Genomic DNA, 25,063 nt, shown 5'->3' on the forward strand with positions numbered 1-25,063 from the left:
AAACATGTTTTTTTCTCGGTTTTTCCTGCTTTAAATGGAATTATTCTATTGTTCTGGTTAGTTGAGTAACTAAATGGGTCGATATAATTTTCAGTTTGAATGGTCTTATCTTTTGAATTAATACTTCTAAAAATTCTCGTTTGTTTGAATAAATAGCATTCACTCCATTGAGTATCTGGGTGTAAATTGGCTCTTTACCATAGTCTCCTTCCAAAACCTTTAAATTATATAGCCCTCCAGTTATCATATTGATTTTAATGAATTCAGGTCTTTGAATTTTTTGACTAAAATTAAAAAGTATAGATAGTAACAGTGTTTTTTCTTCAAAGGTGAAAGAAGAAATACGATTTTTCCATTGGAAGTCTTCCATACTATCTAGTTTTGTTTGACTGTTTTTTAAGTCATTACTATGTTTATTACGCTGTGGGAAGTAAAAGGCCTTTAAGTCAGATAATGGGTCTTTCTTTAATTTTTTTAATTTTCTTTTGATGGAGTTTGCGTTGAACCATGCCTCGTCGTAAATTTTAAATCTTAAATATTCACATACCCAATAGTCCGCCAATAATTCTAAAAACTCTGTATAGTCAATTTTAGTGGTGTTTAATTCTTTAAATTCATTATACACATCATAATTTATGGATGCTTCTAAAGCATGTTCATCTATATATAACTCGGTAGTGTCATAGAAAGAATATAATATTGGTTGTAGCTTTAAAATTGAAATTCGGTCCTTAGCAATATGATAAAGTGAAGAAAAATCATTCTTGATTTTATCCCTAATAGTTTCAAATTTAAAATGCTTTTTTTGGTATTTTGCTATTAAATCATTTATAAGTTCTTCCTTTATACTAAATTGTTTCTTGTACGATTCTATATAAACATTATGATATTCCATCTAAATCTAAATTTATACGGTTAGCGGCTTCAATTTTATTTTTATCCATGACCTTTGCATAGATTTGAGTAGTAGATACATTCTTATGTCCTAATAATTTTGAGACTGTATAAATATCGGTGCCATTTGCGAGTTGTAATGTCGCGTATGAATGTCTGAAATTATGAAATGAGATTTTTTTGTTTATACCGGAGTCTTTAATCCATTGCCTTAAAGGTCTAACCGATTTAGAATAATCTATGTTATCAAACACCAAACCTTTGTTGGTTGATTGTAGTTTTAAGATTTTATACGCTGCCTTTGGAATGGGGTGGTTACTTATATTGCCTGTTTTTTTTTCCTTTAATTGTACGTAGTGTCCTTGGTGAGAGTCTGTGAAAACACTTTCCCATGTAAGTGATACGATATCTGAAAAGCGAAAACCTGTAAGGCTTGCAAATATCGCCATATGTTTAACTTTTTCAATCTTGATAGGGGTTTTCCATAGAATGCCTAATTCTTCTTCAGTCAAATACTCCCTGCGAGTTTCTTCAGCTTTTATATAAACGGCATCTCTAGCTAGGTTAGAATCGGTTAAATTATCTTTATGAGCACTTTTTAAAACATTTATAAAATGTTTATAATATGTAGATGCTGTATTGATTGCTAATTTTTTCTCGTTACTGTTCTCTTTCTTTAAATCAATAAGGTATTTTCTATAGTCAGCTACATGCTTTTTTGTAAACTGCTGTGTTTGTAGTTTTTCTCCAACGAAATTTAAGAAATGTTGATATGATGCTTTCCAAGCTAGATAGTTATTGTGGCTACCAGTATTTAGCTTTTCTTCTACTATACTATTATAGTAAGCAGCAATTTTTACATTCAACTTAATATTTTCTTTAAGTCCGAATTCTCTATCTCGTAATTGTAGTAGTCTCTTTGCTCTAACTATTTCAGCAAATTCATACGTTTTTTTATTGTGAAGTTTTTCCATATCATCCATTGGAGTAACATGGGTGTAAAGTTTCAAAAACTCTCTTCTAGTTTCTTTTCCAGTTTTCGGGTGTATAATAGGAGGGTAGTAGTCTAAATACAGACTCCATTTGCCAGATGCTAATTTCTTTTTTCGGACGGTTACGTTTGCCATAGCAATTGTTTTAGATAGAAGTTAAAAGTTTGTCTATTGAAGATCTTTTGATTCTTATCAATCTATTGGAGAGGTTTACAGCTTCTAAGATTTCTTCTTTAATTAGTCTATAGGTAGTTCTAGTGGAGATATTCAATAAAGATGAAGCCTCCCTTACGGTTAAAAAATCTTTTACGGCAAGTACTTCATATGGTTGTAGTTTGAGCTTTAAAGTTTCCTCATAAGAAGATTTTACTTTCTTCTTTCGCTGTCTGGTTTTGTAGGCTCTTTTAGCGCAAACTGGTCCGCAATATTTTGTGACTGTAGTACGTGCTACAAACTCTATGTTGCAGTTTTGGCAAATTCGTGAAACCTTAATATTTGAACTCATTCAACAATTGAAATTGTATGACATAAGGGGAAATAAGTGGAGATAAGAGTATTTAAGTGTAATTAGTCGCCATCATTTCCCCCTATAGTTCAAATATAAATTAAAAATGAGAATGAGGTACAAAATAGGTACAAATAATAGCTAAAAAACACTAAATGTCAATCAGTGATACAAAATGAATTTATTAAAAACCTATATTTTATTGGGTTTAACTGATTTTTGGTGAGTGTAATTTTGTGATGTTATTTGCCGATACAAAAATTAGCGAAGATATTCCCCAACAACTCATCATTGGTCACTTGCCCTGTGATTTCCCCTAAATGGTATAGAGCTTCCTTAACATCAATTGCCATAAGGTCGCTTGAAAGTTCTGCTTTCATTCCAAATTGAACTTTTTCTATTTCTTCTAATGCTTTTAGTAAGGAGTTATAATGGCGGGTATTGGTAACTATCGTTTCATTATTGCGTAGAGCTCCAGTATTTACAAATTCTAAAAGGCTATTTTGTAATTCTTCTACACCTTCTCCGGTTTTTGCAGATAGGTATTTTACATCATCTAAATAGGTGCCAATTTTATTCTTTTCATCCTCAGAAAGGGTGTCGGCTTTATTTACAAGCAATACTAAAGGTTTTAGCGGATTCTGATTTTTTATTTTCTCAAAATCGATGACAATATTTTTTAGTTTTTTATCGTCAGCTAAAATCTTTGATCCATCAACCAGTAATAAAATTACTTGTGCCTGTTCTATTTTTTCGAATGTTCGTTTAATTCCCATGCCTTCTACAATATCTTGGGTCTCACGAATTCCTGCGGTATCTATGAATCTGAAACCAATTCCGCCAATAGATATTTCATCTTCTATAGTGTCTCGGGTTGTTCCGGCAATATCAGATACCAATGCGCGCTCTTCATTTAAAAACGCATTTAAAAGGGTAGATTTACCTACGTTAGGTTCGCCTACAATAGCCACTGGAATACCATTTTTAATTACATTTCCTACTGCAAAAGAATCTATTAGACCTTGCAATACTTTTTGAATACGTGTAAGTAGTTCCTTAAATTGAGTACGGTCTGCAAATTCTACATCTTCTTCAGAAAAATCGAGTTCTAGTTCTATTAACGAAGCAAAGTTCAGCAACTCTGTTCGCAATTGTTTTATCTCGTTACTGAATCCGCCACGCATTTGTTGTACGGCAATTTGATGACTAGCGGCATTATCGCTAGAAATTAAATCGGCAACAGCTTCTGCCTGACTTAAATCCATTTTACCATTTAAAAAGGCTCTTAGGGTAAATTCACCTGCATCTGCGGTTCTACAACCATTTCTAAGAAACAATTGAATAATTTGCTGTTGTATATATGGTGAACCGTGGCAAGATATTTCTATTACATTTTCTCCTGTATATGAATGTGGATTTTTAAATATGGAAACGAGTGCTTGATCTAGTATATTTTCTCCATCCTTAATATAGCCTAAGTGTATGGTATGGCTTTTTTGGTTTTCAAGAATTTTACCTGAAACCGATTCAAATTGTTTAGAAGCAATGGTAAGGGCATCGGGACCTGAAAGTCTTATAACTGCGATTGCTCCTGCGCCTGCTGGAGTTGCTAATGCTATTATAGTATCGGTTTGAATCATCATGCAAAAATAATCAATTATAACTGTTGTAGTTTTCTTAATTTAAACACCTTTTGTTTTCAGTATTCAATTATATAGTAATTTTGCATGTTATAAAATGTAATCTTAAAATGAAAAAAGTACTTGTATTATTAGTGTTTATGTTAGTTGGCTCTTTAGCTGTTGCTCAAAGTGAAACTCCAAATTCTTCTACCGAAATTACGGTTGACCAAGAAAAGGAAATGGATGATGTTAAAAAGAAGGTTGATAGGGCTGAAGCAAAAGCTAAAAAAGAAAAGAAGGAAGCTGCCGCTAAGAAGAAGGAAGAGAAGTTGAAAAAGCAAATCAATTCAAAAGAAAAGTCTATTTCCAGTGAAGAGAAACAAATTGAAAAATTAAAAGGTCAGTTGGAAAAAGGGAAGGTTAAAGGAACACTTTCTCCGGTTGATATTCAGAAGAAAGAAGACAAGATTGCCAAGAGTCAAATGAAGATAATGAAAGAGCAGGAAAAACTTAAAAAGCTAAATAGAAAATTATAATTTCTAATTTTTGTAACATTTATGGGGTTTGTGCGTCTTATTTATAGTATTCATCATTAAAATCAATCAAAAATGGAACTAGTAAATAAAAACGCAGTAGTTGTTCGTGAAGACCGTAATTTGTTGGTCATTACTCATTTGTCTCAATATTTAGATTTTATAACAGGATTTGGCGGACTTATAGTACCGTTGGTGATTTGGTTAACGACCAAAGATTCCGTTATTGGTATGGATGAGCATGGTAAATCTGTCATCAACTTTCAGTTAACCCTGATCTTATATTTAGTAATTGGTATTCCTGGTATCTTATTATTCGGACTCGGAATCTTATTACTGATTTTTGCCGGTATCTTATCAATTGTGATGCCTGCAGTAAATGCCATAAAAGCAAGCAACGGAGAATCTCCTAGTTATTTTGGAACCATACGGTTTATATCGTAAATAAGATATAAAGCATAAAAAAAAGGGTCAGTAATTCAACTGACCCTTTTTTATTTATAGTTTTTAGTACTATCCGTTAAGCATAACAGGCATTACCAACATAGTTACAAATTCACCTTCATCCAAACCATCTGTTGGGGTAAGTATACCTGCACGGTTTGGTAAACTCATTTCTAAAGAAACTTCATCAGAACCTAAGTTATTCAACATTTCGGTTAAGAACCTAGAGTTGAAACCAATTTGCATGTCATCACCTTGGTAAGCACATGTCAATCTTTCTTCTGCTTTGTTAGAATAATCAAGATCTTCAGCAGATATATTTAATTCTGCACCTGCTATCTTTAAACGTATTTGGTGTGTTGTTTTATTAGAGAAAATAGAAACCCTTTTTACTGAGCTCAAAAACTGATTTCTTGCAATTGTAAGTTTGTTCGGGTTTTCTTTTGGTATTACCGCTTCGTAGTTAGGGTATTTGCCATCTATTAGTCTACAAATCAATTCAGTTTCATCAAAACTGAATTTTGCATTACTTTCATTGTATTCAATAAGCACATCAGACTCACTACCAGCTAATATACCTTTCAATAAAGTTAAAGGTTTTTTAGGCATAATGAATTCCGCTACTTGAGAAGCTCTTACATCTGTACGTTGGTATTTTACCAATTTATGTGCGTCAGTAGCAACGAACGTTAAGTTCTCTGGAGAAAATTGAAAAAATACTCCGCTCATTACAGGCCTTAAGTCATCATTACCTGCAGCAAATATTGTTTTGTTGATCGCTGTTGCCAAAATATCACCAAGTAAGGTTGTTGAACTTGGACTTGTTAATTCAACTGCTTTTGGGAATTCAGCTCCATCGGCATATGCAAGCGCATATTTACCGTGGTTAGAACTGATTTCTACTGTATTGTTATCCTCAACGACAAAAGTCAGTGGTTGTTCAGGGAAAGTTTTTAAAGTTTCTAAAAGCAATCTTGCTGGTACAGCTATAGTACCTTCGTTGTCAGAATCTACTTTTATAACTGAACTCATGGTGGTTTCCAAATCGGAAGCTGAGACCGTTAGTTTGTCCTTCTGCAAATCGAACAGAAAATTATCCAGAATTGGTAACGTATTACTGTTGTTGATTACACCTCCTAATATTTGAAGTTGTTTTAGCAAATAGGTACTTGAAACTATAAATTTCATTCTTTAATTTTTATTGATATTTTCCTTGAATTCATCAAGCAAAATAGGTTTAAACTCCTTCTTGTTGGCAGTTTTCGTTACCAACAAAGATATTTTAATTGACCTTTTTAAGGAAACAAACTTATTAACAGTTTGTTATCTATTAAGGTAGTGTATAATACTAGGTATTACTACATTAAGATCATATTAATTAATTTCGGGCATTAGTTATTAACTTTTGACCTCTTCTTATATTTTAAAAATACGCTTAAATATTCTTGAAATTGAATTTGCTAATGCTATTCAAAATCTACCATAATAGTATCTCTATAATCTAATCCTAATAGGGTGGAGGCACCACCTACTGTGGTAAGATTACTTTTGTAAATAGCCAGTTCTATATAATTGGATGAATTAAATATGGCAAGCAGGTCTCCCGCACTCTTACGTTGGCTTTTCTCTAGACTATAGTCTATAAATTCATTATAAGCTTTATGGATCGTTTTTATTTTATGATTACGGGCCATTACAGTATATCCACGGTCTTTCCGATAAGCGTCAAATAAATTTTTACGAATATTTGTAATTACATTTCCATAGTTATCAATATAGATGACACTGCCAATTATTTTCTTTCCGTCTTCAACTATTCTCGGTGCAAATTCTCTTAAATCGTTCAATTCGGTAAATGGTTTGCCCACAAGTTCTAATGTGCCGCCGCGGGCTATATGGCAGGCAACTTGTATAAAAACATTTAATACAGGGAATGAGTTTGCAATAGAATCTGGTAAATTTATTTCAAATACTTTTTCCGGAGTCATTTCAGAGGTGATGAGTCCAATGACACCGGTGTTTGCGCTAATAAAATAGTGTCCGTTTACTAATGCTACAATATGCTTGTTATCCGGGGTTTCTTCAGAGTCTACACCAACAATATGAATGGTTCCTTTTGGGAAACTATTATAAGTATTTGAAAGTATATAAGCACATTCGTGAATGTTGAACGGCATGATGTCATGCGAAATATCAACAATTTTAGCATCGGGCAATTCTGTATATATGGAGCCTTTTAATACAGCTACAAAGTGATCTTTTAATCCGAAATCTGTTGTGAGGGTGATAATTGCCATACAGCAATGTTGATATGTTTTTGGTTAGTCGAACTTAAAATTTGCTTAAATTTGATATACAAAATTAAACAAAAAAATAGCGATTAGAAACTAATCTTCGCTAACTATAAATCATTATAAAACCGACTGTTTGAACGAGATAATTCTAGAACTTACCGAAATTAGCCCGAGAGAGTTTTTTGGGCAGCAAAATGAGCATATTGATTTATTAAAGAAATACTTTCCGAAGTTGAAAATCGTAGCTCGTGGCAACAAAATCAAAGCCTTTGGAGATGAAGAACTACTGGAAGAGTTTGAGAGGCGGTTTGATATGTTGACCCAGCATTTCATTAAATACAACAAATTAGATGAAAACAGTATAGAGAGAGTTTTGACAAGTTCTGAGGATGATGAATTAAAATCATCAAAGAATAGTGGAGAAACTTTGGTTCATGGTGTTAGTGGTAGGTTGATAAAGGCACAAACTGCTAATCAACGTCGTTTGGTAGATGCCTCTAAAAAGAACGATATGGTTTTTGCCATTGGTCCGGCAGGTACTGGTAAAACCTATACTGGTGTTGCTCTTGCGGTAAAGGCATTGAAAGAGAAACAGGTAAAGAAAATTATCTTGACGAGACCAGCTGTAGAGGCTGGTGAGAATCTTGGTTTTTTACCTGGCGATTTAAAAGAAAAACTAGATCCTTATATGCAACCTTTATATGATGCGCTTAGAGATATGATCCCCGCCGAAAAATTGGTGCATTATATTGAAAACGGTACCATACAAATTGCACCAATGGCATTTATGCGTGGTAGAACTTTAGATAACGCATTTGTTATTTTAGATGAGGCACAGAATACTACCCACGCACAAATGAAAATGTTTTTGACTAGAATGGGGAGAAATGCCAGATTCCTGATTACGGGAGATCCAGGGCAAATTGACTTGCCTAGAAGAACAATTTCAGGTTTAAAAGAGGCACTGCTCATTTTAAATAATGTGCCAGGTATAGAGGTTATTTATCTAGATGATAAAGATGTAATCCGACATAAACTTGTGAAAAAAGTTATTGAAGCTTATAAAACTATAGAACACCACAATTAAGAATTTACATGTCAAAGAATACTATTTACGAAACTGAATTTAATTTCCCGGGTCAGAAAAATGTCTATAAAGGCAAAGTAAGATCAGTATACACTTTAGATAACGATATGTTGGTCATGGTGGCCACTGATAGGTTATCTGCTTTTGATGTGGTGATGCACAAGGGAATTCCATACAAAGGACAGATTTTAAATCAGATTGCAACCCAAATGATGGCTTCTACAGAAGATATTGTTCCAAACTGGTTAACTGCAACTCCTGATCCAAATGTTGCTGTTGGTGTTGCCTGTGAGCCTTTTAAGATAGAAATGGTTATTCGTGGGTATTTATCCGGTCATGCGGCTAGAGAATACAAATTGGACAAAAGAATGTTATGTGGTGTTGCCATGCCTGATGGTATGAAAGAGAACGACAAATTTCCGAATCCTATAATTACTCCAGCTACCAAAGCGGAAATGGGTGATCATGATGAAGATATATCGAAAGCCGATATTCTAAGCAAGGGAATAGTTTCAGCAGAAGATTATGCACTTTTAGAAAAGTATACCTATGCTCTTTTTCAAAGGGGAACGGAAATCGCAGCTGAAAGAGGATTGATTTTGGTGGATACGAAATACGAATTTGGAAAAACTAAAGAAGGAAAGATTGTTTTGATAGACGAGATTCATACTCCAGATTCTTCAAGATATTTTTATTCTGACGGATATCAGGCTAGGCAAGATGCCAATGAGCCTCAAAAGCAATTATCGAAGGAGTTTGTAAGACAATGGTTGATTGCTAATGATTTTCAAGGTTTAGAGGGACAAACCGTTCCTGAGATGTCTGATGAATACATTGAGTCTGTATCTGAACGTTATATTGAGCTTTATGAGCATATCACTGGAGAGCCATTTGTAAAGGCTGATACTACTCATATTCATGATAGGATAAATAGAAACGTCTTAAGTTATTTGGAGAGCCTTTAAACTTATCTAAGTAAATATTTAAGCGAGAAGTTTTTCTTTTCCTTTAAGCGTGATATAATCTTTAAAAAGGCGACAGCTGTTATATAGGCGTCGCCTAAAGCAGTATGCCTGTCTTTTCTAGAAATGGAGAATTTTTCCGCAAGCTCATCTAGGGTATAATGGGATTTAGGTTGAACTAGGTAAGACTTTATTAATGTTTTCTTGTAAATCACTCCCGTATCTAAGACTATGTTTTTTAGTTTAGGTAGATCATGTCTTACTAAAGCAGTATTTAGCATCCCCATATCAAAACCTGCATGGTGTGCCACGATAACAGCATCGCCAACATAAGCTAAAAACTTTTCAAGTGCCAAAATTTCACTAATACACTCTCGCTGTCCGTTTTTTAAAAGTCCGTGTACGTGGACAGTCTCTTTATTGAATTTTTCTTGCTCTAAATAGATATCGAATACTTCTTGAACAGAGATGCTCTCATTTTTAATTTTTACCGCGCCAATGGAGAGGATACGGTCATCTTCAAAGTTAAAGCCTGTTGTTTCGGTATCTAAGACTACAAAAATTTGGTCATTAAATTTTTTACTTTGAGTTTCCTTGAAAAGGCTTTCATAAGTTTTCCAAAATTCTGGTAGGTTTTTAGGTGTTCTTTTAAATAATCCCATTAGCCTAAAATATTTGTGACTTTAAAACGAAGTGTGATCAATTCTTGTATTTCCTTAATAGCTTTAAAGGTTCTTTTCAATTTCATTTTTTCTTGCTTGCTCAATTGATCTAGTTGAATAAACCTTCCTGAGTCATGATTAGCTAAACCTTGGCGTGTTCTAAATTTTAATAAAGCTTTGGTAGCATAAGAGCAAGCCAAATACAACTCTTTGTTATTGGGCTCGAGCTCTGCTAATTTTTCATATCGTTCCCATGTATTGCTAATAGCTTTAACGGAATGTGATAGTATTAAAACACGTGCAGCATCAACCAAGGGTCTTAAAGCTCTACTTTTTAAATCAAAAGAATCTTTGTGTTGACCGTCTTGCTCAACAACAAATTGCCTGAAAAAACCTGTTGGTGACGGACTTTGAAGTGCGCCGTTTGCCAAATGCACCAAAAAAATAGGATAATTCTTAACGGTTCTAAATATATGGTCAGACATATTATCCAATAAACTTCTTTCACCGAATGCTAAACTGTAATCAAAAAAAATGGAGGACATTAAAACCTCGTTGGGTCCTGGGTTACCGATCCAGTATGATAGTTTGTTTTTCCATTCTTCTAGGCTTAAGCACCATTTTGGGTTAGAAGCCATCATATCCGCTGGGCAGTACTCATATCCTATAGTATTCAATCCTTTGGTAATATGTTTGGAAAGTTCAAGGAAATATGTGGTAGTTTTAGGTAAATCTTCCTCAGGAACATCTTCAAATACCAAGGCATTATCTTGATCTGTATGTAAAAGTTGTTCGCTTCTACCTTGACTACCTAATGCCAACCATGCAAATTTAACGGGTGGGGGCGTATCCATTTTAGCAATAGAAATTTCCACTACCTGCTTTATACATGTGTCATTTAGTTCAGAGATGATTTTAGCAATCAGTCCTAATGGAATATTTTGCTCTAAGTATCCGGTTAAAAGAACCATAACACTTTTTCTAATCTGCTTTATTTTTTTAATGCGAGAGGTACGTTTAATTGCTTTTACCAATACTGCCGGGTTATCGCCTAGGGAAACCATTACGTCATGCTTGGATAAAATTCCTAATGCAGGAGAATTTGGCGTACCATCTTCCGTAATGACCAAATGACTAATATTGCTTTTCATCATCGCCATTTGTGCCTGTGTAATGGTTAGATTTTTTGGATACGTAATTACCGGAGTAGTCATTACAGTTTTAACTGAAGCGGTTATTGGCTGCTCACCTGATATTACTTTGTTTCTAAAATCTTTATCGGTAATAATACCAACAGGTAAATCTTTACTGGTAATTAATAATGATCCAATTTTTTTCTTGGACATGATATCGGCAGCCTTTTTAATAGAAGTTCTTGTGGAACAGGTCACCAATTTTTTTGAATAGCTAGCTAATTGTAGGTCTGGCAGTACCACTTCTTTAGTAACCTCTTCTTCATCTTCGTTATCATAAAGCTGCCCTTTTTGATTTTTTGCGTACGGATTACGGGTGTTGGAGGCAAAACTCTCCATTAGGAAAATAGTTACCTGGTCATTCTTCTTGGCAATAGGTTTAAATATATCTATTGGAATACCGTAGAGAATACACTCCTCATGTGCTCTAGCTTCTAACTTATAATTTTCATTGGCAAAAAGCGGTCGTAACCCAAATATATCTCCTTCATCACAATAGTCAATAATATTTGAATTGGTGGGATTGTTTAAAGTAACCGCACCTTTATGAACCATATAAAAGTGTGAATGCTGAGGTTCATCAACATTGAAAATGATACTGTTCTTTTCTTTATAGACGATAAGTACTTGTTCAGCCAACTCAAAAAGTGATTTGCTGTCAAGAACATTAAAAGGCGGATAGTTTTTAATAAAATCGGCTACCCTTTCAGAAATCAGATTTTTCATAAATTAAAGTTAGCGGAATAAATGCAGATATAAAAAGACCTTCATATGTGCAACCACAAAGTAAAGTTTGCCTTGTTTTAAAAAAGGTTAGCAATCGCTCAAGAAAACACCAACTGCTAATCCGCCTTCAGAGGTTTCTTTATACTTGGAGCTCATGTCTTTTGCGGTTTCCCACATGGTCTGTACCACTTTGTCCAATGGTACTTTAGCTGCTGAAGGATCAGATCCCAAGGCTAGCTCTGCAGCATTAATAGCTTTTATGGCTCCCATAGAGTTGCGTTCAATACAAGGTATTTGTACCAATCCGCCAATAGGGTCACAGGTAAGTCCTAAATGATGTTCCATTGCAATTTCTGCAGCCATAAGTACTTGTTCTGGCGTACCTCCCAGTAATTCTGTAAGTGCTCCTGCAGCCATAGCCGATGAAACGCCTATTTCTGCTTGACAACCTCCCATTGCGGCAGATATGGTAGCTCCTTTTTTAAAGATGCTCCCAATTTCTCCTGCAACAAGCAAAAACTGTTTTACATGTTCAAAATTACCTGCGTGGTTTTCAATGACCATATAGTACATTAGTACGGCAGGTATAACACCTGCACTTCCGTTAGTTGGTGCTGTGACTACACGACCTAAGGATGCATTCACTTCATTTACACTTAAGGCAAAGCAGCTTACCCACTGTAGTATTTGTCTAAACTTTACTTCTGTCTGTCGTATGCTCTGTAACCACTCTTCAGGGTTGGAGTAGGGTAGGTCGCTTTTTAGCTTATTGTGCATTTCAAAAGCCCTACGCTTTACATGTAATCCACCAGGTAAAGTTCCTTCGGTGTGGCAACCGGTATACATGCATTCTAACATGGTTGACCAAATACGATTCAATTCATGGTCGATTTTCGCATCATCTCGCAAAGATCTTTCGTTCTGCAAAACCAATTCAGAGATTTTTAAATCTTCGTTTTTACAAAAATCAAGAAGTTCAGTTCCTTTTTGTACAGGAAACGGAAACTTTTCAAACATGTCAATCTTGCGTTTGGCATTTTTACGCTCTTCACTGATTACGAATCCTCCACCTATGGAATAATAAGTTTTTGAAATTTTTCTGCCTGATTTCAATTTCGCTTGAAACTTTAATCCGTTGGCATGAAAAGGAAGAAATTTTCTATTGAATATAATATGCTTATCCGGATTGAAGGGAATCCTGTACGTACCATCTAAAAGTAAAACATGCTCGTTTTTAATTTTATTTATCAGAAGGTCAATAGTGTCAATAGGAATCAATTCTGGATCGGCACCCAACAGCCCTAGCATTACGGCATAGTCCGTGGCATGACCTTTACCTGTCAATGATAACGATCCGTATAAGTGCACTTCTACTTCTTCAACCTTCTCAAGATTGTCTTTAGAGTTTAATCTGGCCAACCACCGCTCTGCAGCACGCCATGGACCTAAGGTATGTGAACTAGAAGGACCTACGCCTATCTTTAGCATATCAAAAACACTAATGCTTTCTATCTCCAAATCGTATAAGTTTTGTAGGCTAAGGTACAATGTTTTGGTAATGTATTACCATACTATATTGGCATAATTATTCAGGATTAAAAGATATTAATGACATCATGTCAGTTTTTTTGGCTTGGCATATTGTTTGTCAATTACTAATCGATTGTAAAATAAAGCACTTAATTTAAAACATATAAAATGAGTAAGATTATAGGAATAGATTTGGGTACTACCAACTCCTGTGTTTCCGTAATGGAAGGTAATGAGCCAGTAGTAATTCCAAATGCAGAAGGAAAAAGAACTACACCATCTGTCATCGCTTTTGTTGATGGAGGTGAAATTAAAGTTGGTGATCCAGCAAAAAGACAAGCGGTAACCAATCCTCATAAAACCATTTATTCTATTAAAAGGTTTATGGGTAATAAATATTCAGAATCTAGTAAAGAGGCTGAAAGAGTACCTTATAAAGTAGTAAAGGGAGATAACGATACACCAAGAGTAGATATTGATGGTCGTTTATATTCTCCACAAGAATTATCAGCTATGATTCTTCAGAAAATGAAGAAAACTGCTGAAGATTATTTAGGTCAAGAAGTTTCTCGTGCAGTAATTACCGTACCGGCATATTTTAACGATGCGCAAAGACAAGCTACTAAAGAAGCTGGTGAAATTGCAGGTTTAACTGTAGAGCGTATTATTAATGAACCAACGTCTGCTTCTTTAGCATACGGTATGGACAAAAAAGATACGGATCAGAAAATAGTTGTTTTTGACTTTGGTGGTGGTACACATGATGTATCTATCTTAGAGTTAGGTGACGGTGTTTTTGAAGTATTGGCTACTGATGGTGATACGCACTTAGGTGGTGATGATGTGGATCAAAAAATTATTGATTGGTTAGCTGAAGAGTTCAAGTCTGAAGAGGATATGGACCTTAGAAAAGATGCTATGGCTTTACAACGTTTACGTGAGGCAGCTGAGAAAGCTAAGATTGAATTATCATCTTCTGCACAAACAGAAATCAATTTACCATACGTTACAGCTACAGCTTCAGGACCAAAGCACTTAGTTAGAACTTTGACAAGATCTAAGTTTGAGCAATTAATCGCTGATTTGGTAAAAAGAACTATAGAGCCATGTGAGACTGCTATGAAAGCAGCAGGACTTTCTAAGAGTGATATTGATGAGATTATCTTAGTTGGTGGTTCTACTAGAATACCTGCAGTACAAGAAGCTGTTGAGAAGTTCTTTGGTAAGAAGCCTTCTAAAGGTGTAAACCCAGATGAGGTTGTTGCAATTGGTGCAGCTATTCAAGGTGGTGTTTTAACCGGTGATGTTAAAGATGTATTGTTATTAGATGTTACTCCGCTTTCATTAGGTATTGAAACTATGGGTAGTGTAATGACTAAATTAATTGAGGCTAACACAACAATACCAACGAAAAAGTCTCAGGTATTCTCTACTGCCGCTGATAACCAACCATCGGTTGAAATTCATGTATTGCAAGGAGAGAGACCAATGGCAAACGATAACAAAACAATTGGTAGATTCCATTTAGATGGTATTCCACCAGCAAAGAGAGGTACTCCGCAAATTGAAGTAACTTTCGATATCGATGCTAATGGTATTATTAAAGTATCTGCAACAGATAAGGCTACGAACAAAACTCAGGATATTCGTATTGAAGCTTCTTCTGGTTTAACTGAAGAAGAAATCAAGAAGATGAAAGCTGAAGCTGAAGCAAATGCTGAATCTGATAAAAAAGCGAAAGAAACTGCTGATAAGTTGAACGAAGCAGACGGAATGATTTTCCAAACTGAATCTCAACTTACTGAATTTGGCGATAAATTATCTGACGATAAGAAAAAACCAATTGAAGACGCTTTAGCAGAATTGAAAGCGGCATATGAAACTAAAGATTTGGCTGTTATTACACCAGCTTTAGATAAAATCAATGAAGCTTGGAAAGTTGCATCTGAAGAAATGTACAAAGCGCAAGCAGACGCCCAAGGTGGTGCTCCACAAGGAGAGCCAACTGCTGACGGTGGTGCTTCTGAAGGTGATAACGTTGAAGACGTAGACTTCGAAGAGGTTAAATAATATAACTTTAAGTTGTTATAAAAAAAGGGACGGTAAATACCGTCCCTTTTTACTTTTATAGGATATTCTTTTATCCCTATTATTAATAAAGTAATTTTGTAGTATGGTTAAGAAACGACATTTTCTGTTTTTATCTGTTTTTATGGCAGCTTTCACTATTGTCAAAGGTCAAGAAATTCAAATCTTTACAATAGAAGATTTTGATTTAAAAGGTGATGTAAAAGTATGTTTGGTAAGTACCGATTATGGTAAAGAAGAATACGACTTTAATAAGAGCGGATTACTGACCAAATCTGTTACTAGGTATAATGAAGCAGATTATGATGTTATTTATTATAAGTACAGCAAAGGAGATCTTTTGGAGAAAAGAGCGGAATCATATAGGAACAATACTTTTGACCCAAGCACGTCTATAGCCCATTTTTATGAAATTGATTCTACTGATAATTTAATAATTCAGGAGCGTATATTTTCTTACGATAAGCAGTTTTTAGATCAGTATCTATATGGGTATGATGAGTTTGGAGATTTAGCCAGTATTAAGAGAACCAACAATGATGGTACGGATATTACCCAAGTAGAACATAAGAAGTTCAAAGGAGAAAATACCGTTACTTACTTATTAAATGATGTTCCTCTAAAATCTATTCGTACGTCAACATTGAAACCAACGAATAAACCAGCTCAACGCGTAGTTTTGACCAAAGAGTATTTAAATGGTGAAGAGAGTAGTGCTTTTGAAGAAGTGTTTAGTATGGATGATAAACTAATGGCGCAACAAGAGTTTGAATATAATTCTGAATTGAAAAATTTTGAGCCAACTACCCGTACTACCTATGAATATGACGAAAAAGGTATGTTGATTGCTGAAACTGCTAAAAGAGGTGCCGGTATAATAAAGAGAGAATACATCTATCAATATGATAATTCTGAAGTAGGCAATTGGATTAAGCAAATTGTAACGCCAGATAATACCTATACCACCAGAAAAATCACTTATTATCCAGCAGATACAAAAGTTGTTGAAGAATAAAGCTTATTTATTGATGGCTTAACCATTCTTCTCGCAGAAGACCATAACAACATGTGTTTCTTTTAAAACCATCTAATAGGTACACGTCTTTTCTAAGTATGCCTTCTAAGGTGCATCCTAGTTTTTCTACTGCTTTTCTTGAGGCCGTATTTCTTTCATCTACACGAAATTCAATTTTTTCAAAATCTAAGGTAGAAAAAGCATATGCTAGCATCAGCTTTTTCATTTCAGTATTTAAACCAGTACCCTGAAATTCACGTCCTATCCAAGTAGAACCAATGTGTAGTACTTTATTCTTACTGTTGATATGCATAAAGCGAGTAGAACCTGCAAAAGTATTATGTTCTCTATCATAAATGATAAAAGGTATGCTTGTGCCTGCCGCTAATTGCTGCAATGCCGTTTCTACATAAATTTTTAAACTACTTGGTCTTTCAATACCAGAAGGGGAGTATTGAACCAATTTTTTCTGTGAAGCAATAGGAATTAGCTTTTCGTAATTTTCTAAGGTTAACGGACTCAGTATAACCCGTTCGTTTTCTAAGGTTGGTGTATAGTTCATTTTGCCAATTGATTTATAATCTCTTTCTTAACCTCGTGTCCGCCATCAAAGGAGATGTTTTTAATACGGTCCCCAAGAAGTGTTTTAAGTTTGTTGTTCTCTTCTGCTAATCTATCTGGAGTCAGATATTCATCTTTGCTTCCAATTACTGAGATAATTTCGGTGTCACTTTTCAAGTGGTTAAAATCAGCTGTTCTTAATTCTCTAGGAATTCCGCCTGCGTAAAGAATCAATTTGGAACAACTTAATTTGGAATACGCCAGATAACGCAGTGCTATAGAAATACCTTGTGAAAATCCGAAGAAAACAATTTTACAATCAGACGGAAGCTTTTCATTCTCTAATACGGCATCTAAATAATTATAGAGGTTCTTTGTTTCTTGTGCCGTATTTTCTTTAGTTAACCAACTTGCTCCTACATGCTTGTACTCATTCTTTAAATAGTATTTAGAAGGTGCTTGTGGTGCTATGATATAATTTTCTTTCTTAGGCAGTTCGTTGAAATACTTTAAGAAGAATCTACTTAAGAATCCTATGCCATGAAAAACAATCCAAACTTGTTTTGTATCGCTATTTAATTCATTTAAAGTTTCATAGGTATTCGTAGTTTTATAAGTAACATTTTTTATCTGGTTCTCCATAAATCTATCATTACTGTTAGGCTTTTCTGTTGGTAATGTAATGCTTAATTTTACAAAAAAAAGGATGAACGACTACAAAGAGAAAATTCTAAAGATTTGTAACGAATCTTCTAAAGATACCTTAATGCAGACTTTAGAAATCGAATACATAGATGTTGGGGAAGATTTTTTGTTGGCTAAAATGCCTGTTACTCCAAAAGTGCATCAGCCGGACGGAGTTTTACATGGTGGGGCAACCGCTGCATTGGCAGAGAGTGTTGGTAGTGCGGCATCTTATGTTTTTTTAGATGGTAACAAATTTTTTGTTAGAGGTTTGGAGATTTCTGCAAATCACGTTAAAAGTGTAAAAGAAGGATTTGTTTATGCCAGAGCAACCATCTTACATAAAGGTAGAACTACCCAATTATGGGAGATTAGGGTGACCAACGAAGATGATCAACTGGTCTCTCTTTGTAAATTAACTACTATTGCGTTACCTAGAAAGTAGTATGGTGCAAGAACTTTTTCATAGAGCTGAAAATTGCTGGAAAGAGCAGTTGCCGTTTGTGTTATATAGCAAACCTAATGATACTGAATTGGTAGGCGTTTTTCAAAACAACGATGACGTTCATAAGGTTATGGATTTCACGGAAACAGGATTCGTTTTTGCTCCGTTCGATGTAAATTCAGATGCTATTTTAATGAAAATGGATGCCGTAGAAAAGGTTCCGTTAAATTTGAATGATGAATTTCAGGTCAGTGAGAAAAACATACCGGAAAGCGAAGCTACAGAAAAGGGAAGATATCTTAATTTAATATCTAAAGCCATTGAGCGCATTGGTAAAGGTGATTTCAATAAAGTTGTTCTGTCTAGGAAAATAGAAGTTGATGTCAAAGACAATTACTTTGAAGTGTATCAGCGAATTCTTCAAGTATATAAAAAAGCATTCTGCTACTTTTGGTACCACCCAAAAATTGGAACTTGGATGGGTGCTACCCCAGAAATCTTGATAAAAAGTAATGGTACTCAATTTACTACAATGTCTTTGGCAGGTACACAGAATGCAATAGGTGCTAATGAACCAATTTGGGCAGAGAAAGAATTAGATGAACAGCAATTGGTAACCGATTATATTTTAGACACTTTAAAAGATGAGGTTGTTTCTCTTAATAGTTCTGAACGAGAGTCTGTTAAGGCAGGTCAACTTTGGCATCTTCGTACTGAAATGAAAGGCACATTTGCACCGAATAAATTTGGTGATATATTAAAAGCACTACACCCAACACCGGCAGTATGCGGTAGCCCATTAGAAAATGCAAAGAATTTTATTTTAGAAAACGAATTGTATGAACGAAATTTTTACACCGGATTTTTAGGTGAGCTGAATACAAAAACAGAACTGCCAAGAAATAAAAACCGCCGTAACCAAGAGAATAGTGCTTATAGAAGTGTTATGAAAACCTCAGAGCTTTTTGTAAATCTACGCTGTATGCAATTGTTCAAAGAGAAAGCTGAAATTTATGTAGGTGGTGGAATTACAAGTGATTCTATACCTGAAAAAGAATGGGAAGAAACGGCTTTAAAAAGTAATACCATGTTTAGGGTTCTAGATGGTAAATAGATACTTAAGTTTTGGGTAATGACCTGCTTTGGTCGTATTTTTGAACTACATGAAATATTCCGCTATACCTACCGCACAATCTATTGTACAACATTGCCAGGCAAAGAATATTTCTAATATCGTAATATCGCCAGGGTCAAGAAATGCACCACTGACAATAGCCTTTGCTGAGAATCCTTTTTTTACTTGTTATAGTATAGTAGATGAGCGTTGCGCCGCTTTTTTTGCATTAGGTATGGCACAACAATTACAAGAGCCTGTTGTAATTTTATGTACATCGGGTAGTGCCCTTTTAAATTATTATCCTGCAGTTGCGGAGGCGTATTTTAGTAATATTCCGCTATTGATTATTTCTGCAGATAGACCTGTTTATAAATTAGGAATAGGGGATGGGCAAACTATTAATCAGCAACATGTATTTGAAAATCATATTAGATATTCAGCTAATTTAAAGCAAGATGTCAGTCATGCTACATCAAAGGTTTTACAATATAAGCCAGAGTGGATTTCCGATAGGGATATAAACCAGGTTCAACAGGAAGTTCAAAATTATAATGACGGCGAATTAAATCTCGCTTTAGAAATTGCATTGACCAAGAATAGTCCCGTTCATATAAATGCTCCTTTTGAAGAGCCTTTGTATGATACACTTTTAGAGCCAACAATAGCTCCGCAGATTAGTGCTCTACCTGCTGACGTAAATAATATTGTTAATTTAGATCAGCATAAAAGTATATGGAACTCCGCTTCTCGTAAAATGATTTTAGTTGGGGTAAATACTCCAAATATTATTTCAGATACTTTGCTAGAAAAATTAGCGAATGATCCCAGTGTTTTAGTACTGACGGAAACAACATCTAACATTCATCATCCTAATTTTTTTAATAGTATTGATTCTTTAGTCGCGCCCATTGAAATGCATTCCGAAAAAGAATTGGAATTTGAAAAATTAAAACCAGAAGTGCTGATTACTTTTGGCGGCCTCATAGTTTCAAAAAAAGTAAAGGCATTTTTAAGAGATCATTCACCAGAACACCATTGGCATGTTGATGGCCAATTTGCAAACGATACTTTCTTTTGTTTAGAAGAACACATTAAAGTTCCTGTACATGATTTTTTTAATGAAATGTATTCGGTTGATTCGACTATAAAAAGTGATTATTTTTCTCATTGGAATTTGGTAAAACAGCGTTATGAACAAAAAAGAGAGGCTTATTTAAAAGAAATTCCGTTTTCGGACTTCTTGGCTTTTGAACATATTTTGGAAGCTATACCTAATGATTATATGTTACAATTAGCTAACAGTTCTACCATTAGATATACGCAGTTGTTCCATCTAAATCCTACCTTAAAAGTATTTTGTAATAGAGGCACAAGTGGTATTGATGGTAGTACATCTACAGCAATAGGTGCATCTATGGTAAGTAGTACACCTACACTTTTTATTTCAGGTGATCTAAGTTTCTTTTATGATAGTAATGCGTTGTGGAATAGCTATTTAAAGCCTGATTTTAGGATTATTATTATTAATAATGGCGGTGGGGGAATTTTTAGAATACTTCCGGGGAAAGAGAATTCAGATGTTTTTGAAACTTATTTTGAGACAAGACATTCTTTAACTGCGGAACACCTTTGTGCTATGTACGGCTTTGATTATAGATCAGCAGAATCATCCACAGAACTGCATGATGAATTAAGTGACTTTTTCAAAGTATCTAGTCGTCCGCAATTACTGGAAATTACTACGCCTACATTAATAAACGATAAAATTTTGATTGATTATTTTCGTTTCATATCTTAGTGGTGTATTAACCATTAATTATAACACATTTAACATGAGTAAAAGAGACGATTTAATCGAAAAGTATGCTGCTGACATCAAAGATAAATTTGGTGAAAATGCAGATATGGACTTGCTTAAAAAAGTAACTGTTGGTCTTGGACCATCTATTTACAACATTGATGCTTCCAAAGTATCTGGTAGTGATCAAAAAGAATTGGATACTGTAAAGAACAATTACTTAATCAAGAAGTTAGGTCTTCCTGACAATGCTAAATTGGATGAGGCACTTGCATCTGTTATGGACAAGTATGGTTCATCTAACAGAAATAAGCATAGAGCGGTTATTTATTACAAGCTTTGTCAACATTTCAAAAAAGAATCTGTTTACGATAAATAGTCAGATGATAAATAAATTAAAGACCGTTGCCTTTTTGGTAACGGTCTTTTTTTTTAGGCTAAGTTTTTAAATATTTAAAATGTAATTTTGCAACATGATAGAATTAGGACGTATAAATAACCTTGAGATTTTAAGAGACACCAGTGTAGGTCTTTTTTTGGGTGATGAAGAGGGAAATGATGTATTGTTGCCAAATAAATATGTGCCTACGGCATATGAGATAGGTGAGAAAATTAAGGTTTTCTGCTATTTGGATTATGATGAAAGACCTGTTGCAACTACTTTGGAGCCAGATATTATGCTGGGCGAATTTAGATTGCTACAAGTAGCTGAGGTTAATGAATTTGGTGCGTTTATGCAATGGGGTCTTGAAAAGCATCTTTTAGTACCTTTTCGTGAGCAACGCGTAAAAATGAAAGAAGGGCAGTGGTATGTAGTTCATTGTTATTTAGATGACCGGTCAGGTAGATTGGTAGCATCTAACAAGCTGGATAAATTTTTAAGTAATGATACAATTGACCTTAAGGAATGGGAAAAGGTAGATTTAGTCGTTACCAGACAAACCGATTTAGGTTGGGAGGTAATTGTTAATGAAAAGCACAAAGGACTTGTTTATTTTAATGAAGTATTTAAGCCAATAAATATTGGCGATGTAATACCTGGTTGTATTAAAACCATAAGAAAGGATAATAAATTAGATATTTCACTACAGCCGTTAGGAGCAAAAGTGTTGGAACCCGCTGCAAAAAAGATATATGAAGTTCTTGTTGAAAGCGGTGGTTTTCTAGGTTTACATGATAAATCTGCACCAGAAGAAATTAGAGATGTTTTTCAAATGAGTAAAAAGACATTTAAAAAAGGTCTAGGAACCTTGTATAGAGAACGAAAAATAAAGATAGAATCTGATGGTATTTCACTTTCAGATGATTAAGTAAGAATTGTAGGAAAAATCTTTGATAATTGATTTTCAACAGAATATCTTAAATAAACGTCTAGTTTTTTGTAATACCTTACAATTAATTTTATTTTTGTTGTAAATAAAAAGTTATTAACAATTTTTAGCTTACATTTAAGTTTTAAGCTTAAAAATTACCCCTGTATATATGCCTTTTATAGAAGAGAGTGATTTACTAGAATTACATAAAGACGTCGATAAAGCTCAGATTATCAACGAGCGTTTATTAGACCAGATAAAGTTCAAAAACAAGGAATTAAAGAAGAGTAAGATTCAACGTAATATTCTTGCAGGAATTACAGGTCTTTTTTTAATTGGCGGTTTAGCATTTACCTCATTTACGGCAGGCTTGTCAAGTTCAGGTGGCTTCAATAGAAAAGCATCTAATGATTTGGTATTGACATCTATTGATAGTGTAGATGCAATAAGAACTCGCTTAGAAAACTTAAAGGAACAAAACGAAGAATTAAGTTTGGTTAAGGAATTTTACCTGGCTAAAGAATTTTTACAGAAAGAAAAAATATATTCTGTTCAGGTAAAATCTTTTGTGGATAATAATGTCACTTTGGCTTCTGAAGCTTTGACCAATACACTTTTTGTTAAAACAAACCCATTTTATTCTTACTCTCTAGGTAATTTTGAAACTTTAGAAGAAGCGCAATCTTTTAGAAAGCAATTAGTTGATATTGGTTTTGGAGATGCTTTTGTTGCTTCTTATCAAGATGGTAAAAGAATTCAAATAGAAGATCCCTTTTAGTGACTAAAGTTAAAGCTTGGCTCAACGCAGCAAGACTTAGAACGCTTCCCTTATCAATTTCAGGTATACTTGTGGGTACTGCAATGGCAGCTTATCACGGGGTTACCAATGCCAGTATTTTTATTTTGGCGATCTTAACTACAATTGGTTTGCAGGTCACTTCTAATTTTGCCAATGATTATGGTGACGGTGTTAAAGGAACCGATGGTGATGATAGGTTAGGGCCAAAACGGGCACTCCAAAGCGGAATTCTAACAGCATCACAATTAAAATCTGGTATCTATATTAGTATTGTTATAAATGCAATTCTCATTGTAGCTTTAATTGTAACCTCATTCGGTTTAGAAAATATGCTGTATCCCATAGTATTTTTAATATTGGGAGCTTTCGCAATTTGGGCAGCTATAAAATATACCGTGGGTAAATCTGCTTACGGGTATAATGGTCTTGGCGATATTTTTGTTTTTATATTTTTTGGACTGGTAAGTGTTTTAGGTTCCATGTTTTTATTTTTAAAAGCAATTTCCTTTATGACAGTTTTACCTGCAGTTTCTGTTGGACTCTTAAGTGTTGGTGTTCTTAATCTCAATAATATGAGAGATATAAAATCTGATGCAGCCGTAGGTAAAAATACCGTTGTCGTTAAAATGGGTTTACCTAAAGCAAAAAAGTACCACTATACATTGTTAATTATTTCGTTTTTGTGTCTGTTTTGTTTTTTGCTTACAACAAATGGATCACAGTTACGTTATGTATGTCTTGTAGGCTATCTTCCAGTGTTTATACATTTAAGAAAAGTGGCCCAAACTAACAACGAGGCAGAACTTGATCCAGAGCTTAAAATACTGGCTTTAAGTACCTTTTTTATCGCCCTGTTGTTTTTTATTAGTTATTATTATTTTTTGTAATTTTGAGTATAACCCACAAACCAATTTAAACCTTGGAACAACCCATTAAAATTCTAATTGTTGAGGATAATGTTATCATCGCCGATGATATGCAATCTATGCTAGAGGAGATAGGATATGAAATAGTTGACAACGTAATTGTTTACGAACAGGCTGTTGAAGTTTTAAAAACCCAACAGGTAGATTTAGTTCTAATCGATATCATTTTAGCTTCTGATAAAACGGGAATTGACTTGGGTAAACATATCAGGGAAAATTATGATATTCCTTTTATTTTCGTAACCTCTAACTCTGACCGTGCAACAGTTGAAAATGCTAAAACAGTAAAACCAAACGGTTACCTGGTTAAACCATTTGAACAACAAGATTTATATACTTCAATAGAAATTGCATTATCTAACTTCATTTATGGAAAGCAAACTGTTGCCAGTAATGGAGCTGCAAATGCAACAAGTACAGAGGACGTTGCAATGTCAAATTCAATTTTAAAGGACTCTATTTTTGTAAAGAAGCAGCACCTTTATTATAGAATACAGTTTGGGGATATTCAATTTATTAAAGCTGACAACGTGTATTTAGAAGTAAATACAATTGATAAAAAGTTTTTGGTACGTTCTCCATTAAAGGATTATTTAGAGAAGTTACCACAGAACAAATTTTATAGAGCGCATAAATCTTACATTGTTAATGTAGATCATATCGATGCTATAAATTCTAAGGATATTATGATCAATAATACCTTAATTCCTATTTCTAAAGATTTTAAAGAATTTATAATCTCGGCCATGAATTCCTAATCCGAGTAATGATTTATAAAAAAACACCTTTTTAAGGTGTTTTTTTTTGGATTTACTTCAGATGAAAGGTTCTTTTAATCGTTTAAGTGTGTCTTTTTATCGATGAAATACACTA

General features: G+C 34.2%; 25 protein-coding genes. 14 read left to right on the forward strand and 11 right to left on the reverse strand.

The annotated features are described in order from the left end of the window. Window positions 1–40: 40 nt before the first annotated feature. From UH1x_RS16380 to mnmE, 4 genes are all read right to left on the reverse strand, one after another. Window positions 41–895, reverse strand: a complete 855-nt coding sequence (locus tag UH1x_RS16380; RefSeq protein ID WP_482623065.1) for a hypothetical protein — start codon at window positions 893–895, stop codon at window positions 41–43. Further along, window positions 882–2,021, reverse strand: coding sequence for a tyrosine-type recombinase/integrase (locus tag UH1x_RS16385; RefSeq protein ID WP_482623066.1), 1,140 nt, complete (start codon window positions 2,019–2,021; stop codon window positions 882–884). The genes UH1x_RS16380 and UH1x_RS16385 overlap by 14 nt, the downstream gene beginning before the upstream one ends. A 10-nt stretch (window positions 2,022–2,031) precedes the next feature. Then, window positions 2,032–2,391 (reverse strand): helix-turn-helix domain-containing protein, encoded by a 360-nt coding sequence (locus tag UH1x_RS16390; protein WP_482623068.1) that lies wholly within the window; start codon window positions 2,389–2,391, stop codon window positions 2,032–2,034. A gap of 242 nt (window positions 2,392–2,633) precedes the next feature. Then, complete coding sequence (mnmE, locus tag UH1x_RS16395; protein ID WP_482626517.1) at window positions 2,634–4,031, reverse strand: tRNA uridine-5-carboxymethylaminomethyl(34) synthesis GTPase MnmE; 1,398 nt, start codon at window positions 4,029–4,031, stop codon at window positions 2,634–2,636. Window positions 4,032–4,141: 110 nt separating this feature from the next. Between mnmE and UH1x_RS16400 the strand changes: the two genes are divergently transcribed. After that, entirely contained in the window at window positions 4,142–4,549 is a 408-nt protein-coding gene (locus tag UH1x_RS16400; RefSeq protein ID WP_482623070.1) for a hypothetical protein, read from the forward strand. Between the two features lie 72 nt (window positions 4,550–4,621). Continuing rightward, window positions 4,622–4,990, forward strand: coding sequence for a DUF4870 domain-containing protein (locus UH1x_RS16405; protein WP_036153598.1), 369 nt, complete (start codon window positions 4,622–4,624; stop codon window positions 4,988–4,990). 69 nt (window positions 4,991–5,059) lie between these two features. Here UH1x_RS16405 and dnaN read toward each other — a convergent pair whose 3' ends face one another. Next, the gene (gene dnaN, locus UH1x_RS16410; protein ID WP_036153600.1) at window positions 5,060–6,178 is read right to left on the reverse strand and encodes a DNA polymerase III subunit beta; all 1,119 of its coding nucleotides are present in this window, start codon (window positions 6,176–6,178) and stop codon (window positions 5,060–5,062) included. Window positions 6,179–6,456: 278 nt separating this feature from the next. Further along, window positions 6,457–7,287 carry an SAM hydrolase/SAM-dependent halogenase family protein gene (locus UH1x_RS16415; protein WP_482623072.1) on the reverse strand — a complete coding sequence of 277 codons (831 nt, stop codon included), beginning with the start codon at window positions 7,285–7,287 and terminating at the stop codon, window positions 6,457–6,459. Window positions 7,288–7,417: 130 nt separating this feature from the next. Here UH1x_RS16415 and UH1x_RS16420 point away from each other — a divergent pair, with 130 nt between their 5' ends. Both UH1x_RS16420 and UH1x_RS16425 read left to right on the forward strand, forming a co-directional pair. Next, window positions 7,418–8,371, forward strand: coding sequence for a PhoH family protein (locus UH1x_RS16420; RefSeq protein ID WP_036153605.1), 954 nt, complete (start codon window positions 7,418–7,420; stop codon window positions 8,369–8,371). 8 nt (window positions 8,372–8,379) lie between these two features. Beyond that, on the forward strand, window positions 8,380–9,336 hold the full coding sequence (locus UH1x_RS16425) for a phosphoribosylaminoimidazolesuccinocarboxamide synthase (RefSeq protein ID WP_482623073.1): 957 nt from the start codon (window positions 8,380–8,382) through the stop codon (window positions 9,334–9,336). Window positions 9,337–9,338: 2 nt separating this feature from the next. Here UH1x_RS16425 and UH1x_RS16430 read toward each other — a convergent pair whose 3' ends face one another. The 3 genes from UH1x_RS16430 to UH1x_RS16440 form a co-directional block, all read right to left on the reverse strand. Further along, window positions 9,339–9,995: a 3'-5' exonuclease gene (locus UH1x_RS16430; RefSeq protein ID WP_482623075.1), complete on the reverse strand. Its 657-nt coding sequence runs from the start codon at window positions 9,993–9,995 to the stop codon at window positions 9,339–9,341. After that, window positions 9,995–11,914: a DUF294 nucleotidyltransferase-like domain-containing protein gene (locus tag UH1x_RS16435; RefSeq protein ID WP_405415675.1), complete on the reverse strand. Its 1,920-nt coding sequence runs from the start codon at window positions 11,912–11,914 to the stop codon at window positions 9,995–9,997. The genes UH1x_RS16430 and UH1x_RS16435 overlap by 1 nt, the downstream gene beginning before the upstream one ends. Window positions 11,915–12,001: 87 nt before the next feature. Next, window positions 12,002–13,426, reverse strand: coding sequence for an L-serine ammonia-lyase (locus UH1x_RS16440; protein ID WP_482626518.1), 1,425 nt, complete (start codon window positions 13,424–13,426; stop codon window positions 12,002–12,004). 186 nt (window positions 13,427–13,612) lie between these two features. Between UH1x_RS16440 and dnaK the strand changes: the two genes are divergently transcribed. Further along, window positions 13,613–15,514, forward strand: coding sequence for a molecular chaperone DnaK (gene dnaK / locus UH1x_RS16445; protein ID WP_405415673.1), 1,902 nt, complete (start codon window positions 13,613–13,615; stop codon window positions 15,512–15,514). A gap of 103 nt (window positions 15,515–15,617) precedes the next feature. Beyond that, window positions 15,618–16,547 carry a hypothetical protein gene (locus UH1x_RS16450; protein WP_482623077.1) on the forward strand — a complete coding sequence of 310 codons (930 nt, stop codon included), beginning with the start codon at window positions 15,618–15,620 and terminating at the stop codon, window positions 16,545–16,547. 7 nt (window positions 16,548–16,554) lie between these two features. Here UH1x_RS16450 and UH1x_RS16455 read toward each other — a convergent pair whose 3' ends face one another. Both UH1x_RS16455 and UH1x_RS16460 read right to left on the reverse strand, forming a co-directional pair. After that, on the reverse strand, window positions 16,555–17,109 hold the full coding sequence (locus UH1x_RS16455; RefSeq protein WP_482623079.1) for a GNAT family N-acetyltransferase: 555 nt from the start codon (window positions 17,107–17,109) through the stop codon (window positions 16,555–16,557). Next, entirely contained in the window at window positions 17,106–17,750 is a 645-nt protein-coding gene (locus tag UH1x_RS16460; protein WP_482623081.1) for an alpha/beta hydrolase, read from the reverse strand. The genes UH1x_RS16455 and UH1x_RS16460 overlap by 4 nt, the downstream gene beginning before the upstream one ends. A gap of 64 nt (window positions 17,751–17,814) precedes the next feature. On the opposite strand from UH1x_RS16460, the gene UH1x_RS16465 reads away from it, so the two are divergent. The 8 genes from UH1x_RS16465 (at window position 17,815) to UH1x_RS16500 (ending at window position 24,948) form a co-directional block, all read left to right on the forward strand. Continuing rightward, window positions 17,815–18,237 carry a PaaI family thioesterase gene (locus UH1x_RS16465; RefSeq protein ID WP_036153624.1) on the forward strand — a complete coding sequence of 141 codons (423 nt, stop codon included), beginning with the start codon at window positions 17,815–17,817 and terminating at the stop codon, window positions 18,235–18,237. Beyond that, window positions 18,218–19,351, forward strand: coding sequence for a chorismate-binding protein (locus tag UH1x_RS16470; protein ID WP_482623082.1), 1,134 nt, complete (start codon window positions 18,218–18,220; stop codon window positions 19,349–19,351). The genes UH1x_RS16465 and UH1x_RS16470 overlap by 20 nt, the downstream gene beginning before the upstream one ends. Window positions 19,352–19,400: 49 nt before the next feature. Continuing rightward, on the forward strand, window positions 19,401–21,152 hold the full coding sequence (menD, locus tag UH1x_RS16475) for a 2-succinyl-5-enolpyruvyl-6-hydroxy-3-cyclohexene-1-carboxylic-acid synthase (RefSeq protein ID WP_482623083.1): 1,752 nt from the start codon (window positions 19,401–19,403) through the stop codon (window positions 21,150–21,152). A gap of 34 nt (window positions 21,153–21,186) precedes the next feature. After that, window positions 21,187–21,531, forward strand: a complete 345-nt coding sequence (locus tag UH1x_RS16480; RefSeq protein ID WP_405397926.1) for a DUF2853 family protein — start codon at window positions 21,187–21,189, stop codon at window positions 21,529–21,531. Window positions 21,532–21,625: 94 nt separating this feature from the next. After that, a complete protein-coding gene (locus UH1x_RS16485) occupies window positions 21,626–22,462 on the forward strand; it encodes a CvfB family protein (RefSeq protein WP_482623084.1) in 837 nt (278 codons plus the stop codon). Between the two features lie 172 nt (window positions 22,463–22,634). Next, on the forward strand, window positions 22,635–23,243 hold the full coding sequence (locus UH1x_RS16490) for an SPOR domain-containing protein (protein ID WP_027066524.1): 609 nt from the start codon (window positions 22,635–22,637) through the stop codon (window positions 23,241–23,243). Next, window positions 23,243–24,151 carry a 1,4-dihydroxy-2-naphthoate octaprenyltransferase gene (menA, locus tag UH1x_RS16495; protein WP_482623085.1) on the forward strand — a complete coding sequence of 303 codons (909 nt, stop codon included), beginning with the start codon at window positions 23,243–23,245 and terminating at the stop codon, window positions 24,149–24,151. The genes UH1x_RS16490 and menA overlap by 1 nt, the downstream gene beginning before the upstream one ends. 32 nt (window positions 24,152–24,183) lie before the next feature. Further along, a complete protein-coding gene (locus tag UH1x_RS16500) occupies window positions 24,184–24,948 on the forward strand; it encodes a LytR/AlgR family response regulator transcription factor (RefSeq protein ID WP_482623086.1) in 765 nt (254 codons plus the stop codon). The last annotated feature ends 115 nt before the right edge of the window (window positions 24,949–25,063 follow it).

Source organism: Maribacter sp. UH1, assembly GCF_056839145.1.

Excerpts from the sequence above, each read along its gene's own strand:
- UH1x_RS16430 (WP_482623075.1), bottom strand. The coding sequence starts at position 9,995 with ATGGGATTATTTAAAAGAACACCTAAAAACCTACCAGAATTTTGGAAA.
- UH1x_RS16485 (WP_482623084.1), top strand. The coding sequence starts at position 21,626 with ATGATAGAATTAGGACGTATAAATAACCTTGAGATTTTAAGAGACACC.
- UH1x_RS16380 (WP_482623065.1), bottom strand. The coding sequence starts at position 895 with ATGGAATATCATAATGTTTATATAGAATCGTACAAGAAACAATTTAGT.
- mnmE (WP_482626517.1), bottom strand. The coding sequence starts at position 4,031 with ATGATTCAAACCGATACTATAATAGCATTAGCAACTCCAGCAGGCGCA.
- UH1x_RS16455 (WP_482623079.1), bottom strand. The coding sequence starts at position 17,109 with ATGAACTATACACCAACCTTAGAAAACGAACGGGTTATACTGAGTCCG.
- UH1x_RS16450 (WP_482623077.1), top strand. The coding sequence starts at position 15,618 with ATGGTTAAGAAACGACATTTTCTGTTTTTATCTGTTTTTATGGCAGCT.
- dnaN (WP_036153600.1), bottom strand. The coding sequence starts at position 6,178 with ATGAAATTTATAGTTTCAAGTACCTATTTGCTAAAACAACTTCAAATA.
- UH1x_RS16460 (WP_482623081.1), bottom strand. The coding sequence starts at position 17,750 with ATGGAGAACCAGATAAAAAATGTTACTTATAAAACTACGAATACCTAT.
- UH1x_RS16425 (WP_482623073.1), top strand. The coding sequence starts at position 8,380 with ATGTCAAAGAATACTATTTACGAAACTGAATTTAATTTCCCGGGTCAG.
- UH1x_RS16435 (WP_405415675.1), bottom strand. The coding sequence starts at position 11,914 with ATGAAAAATCTGATTTCTGAAAGGGTAGCCGATTTTATTAAAAACTAT.
- UH1x_RS16405 (WP_036153598.1), top strand. The coding sequence starts at position 4,622 with ATGGAACTAGTAAATAAAAACGCAGTAGTTGTTCGTGAAGACCGTAAT.
- UH1x_RS16390 (WP_482623068.1), bottom strand. The coding sequence starts at position 2,391 with ATGAGTTCAAATATTAAGGTTTCACGAATTTGCCAAAACTGCAACATA.
- UH1x_RS16385 (WP_482623066.1), bottom strand. The coding sequence starts at position 2,021 with ATGGCAAACGTAACCGTCCGAAAAAAGAAATTAGCATCTGGCAAATGG.
- UH1x_RS16400 (WP_482623070.1), top strand. The coding sequence starts at position 4,142 with ATGAAAAAAGTACTTGTATTATTAGTGTTTATGTTAGTTGGCTCTTTA.
- UH1x_RS16415 (WP_482623072.1), bottom strand. The coding sequence starts at position 7,287 with ATGGCAATTATCACCCTCACAACAGATTTCGGATTAAAAGATCACTTT.
- dnaK (WP_405415673.1), top strand. The coding sequence starts at position 13,613 with ATGAGTAAGATTATAGGAATAGATTTGGGTACTACCAACTCCTGTGTT.
- UH1x_RS16480 (WP_405397926.1), top strand. The coding sequence starts at position 21,187 with ATGAGTAAAAGAGACGATTTAATCGAAAAGTATGCTGCTGACATCAAA.
- UH1x_RS16490 (WP_027066524.1), top strand. The coding sequence starts at position 22,635 with ATGCCTTTTATAGAAGAGAGTGATTTACTAGAATTACATAAAGACGTC.
- UH1x_RS16465 (WP_036153624.1), top strand. The coding sequence starts at position 17,815 with ATGAACGACTACAAAGAGAAAATTCTAAAGATTTGTAACGAATCTTCT.
- menD (WP_482623083.1), top strand. The coding sequence starts at position 19,401 with ATGAAATATTCCGCTATACCTACCGCACAATCTATTGTACAACATTGC.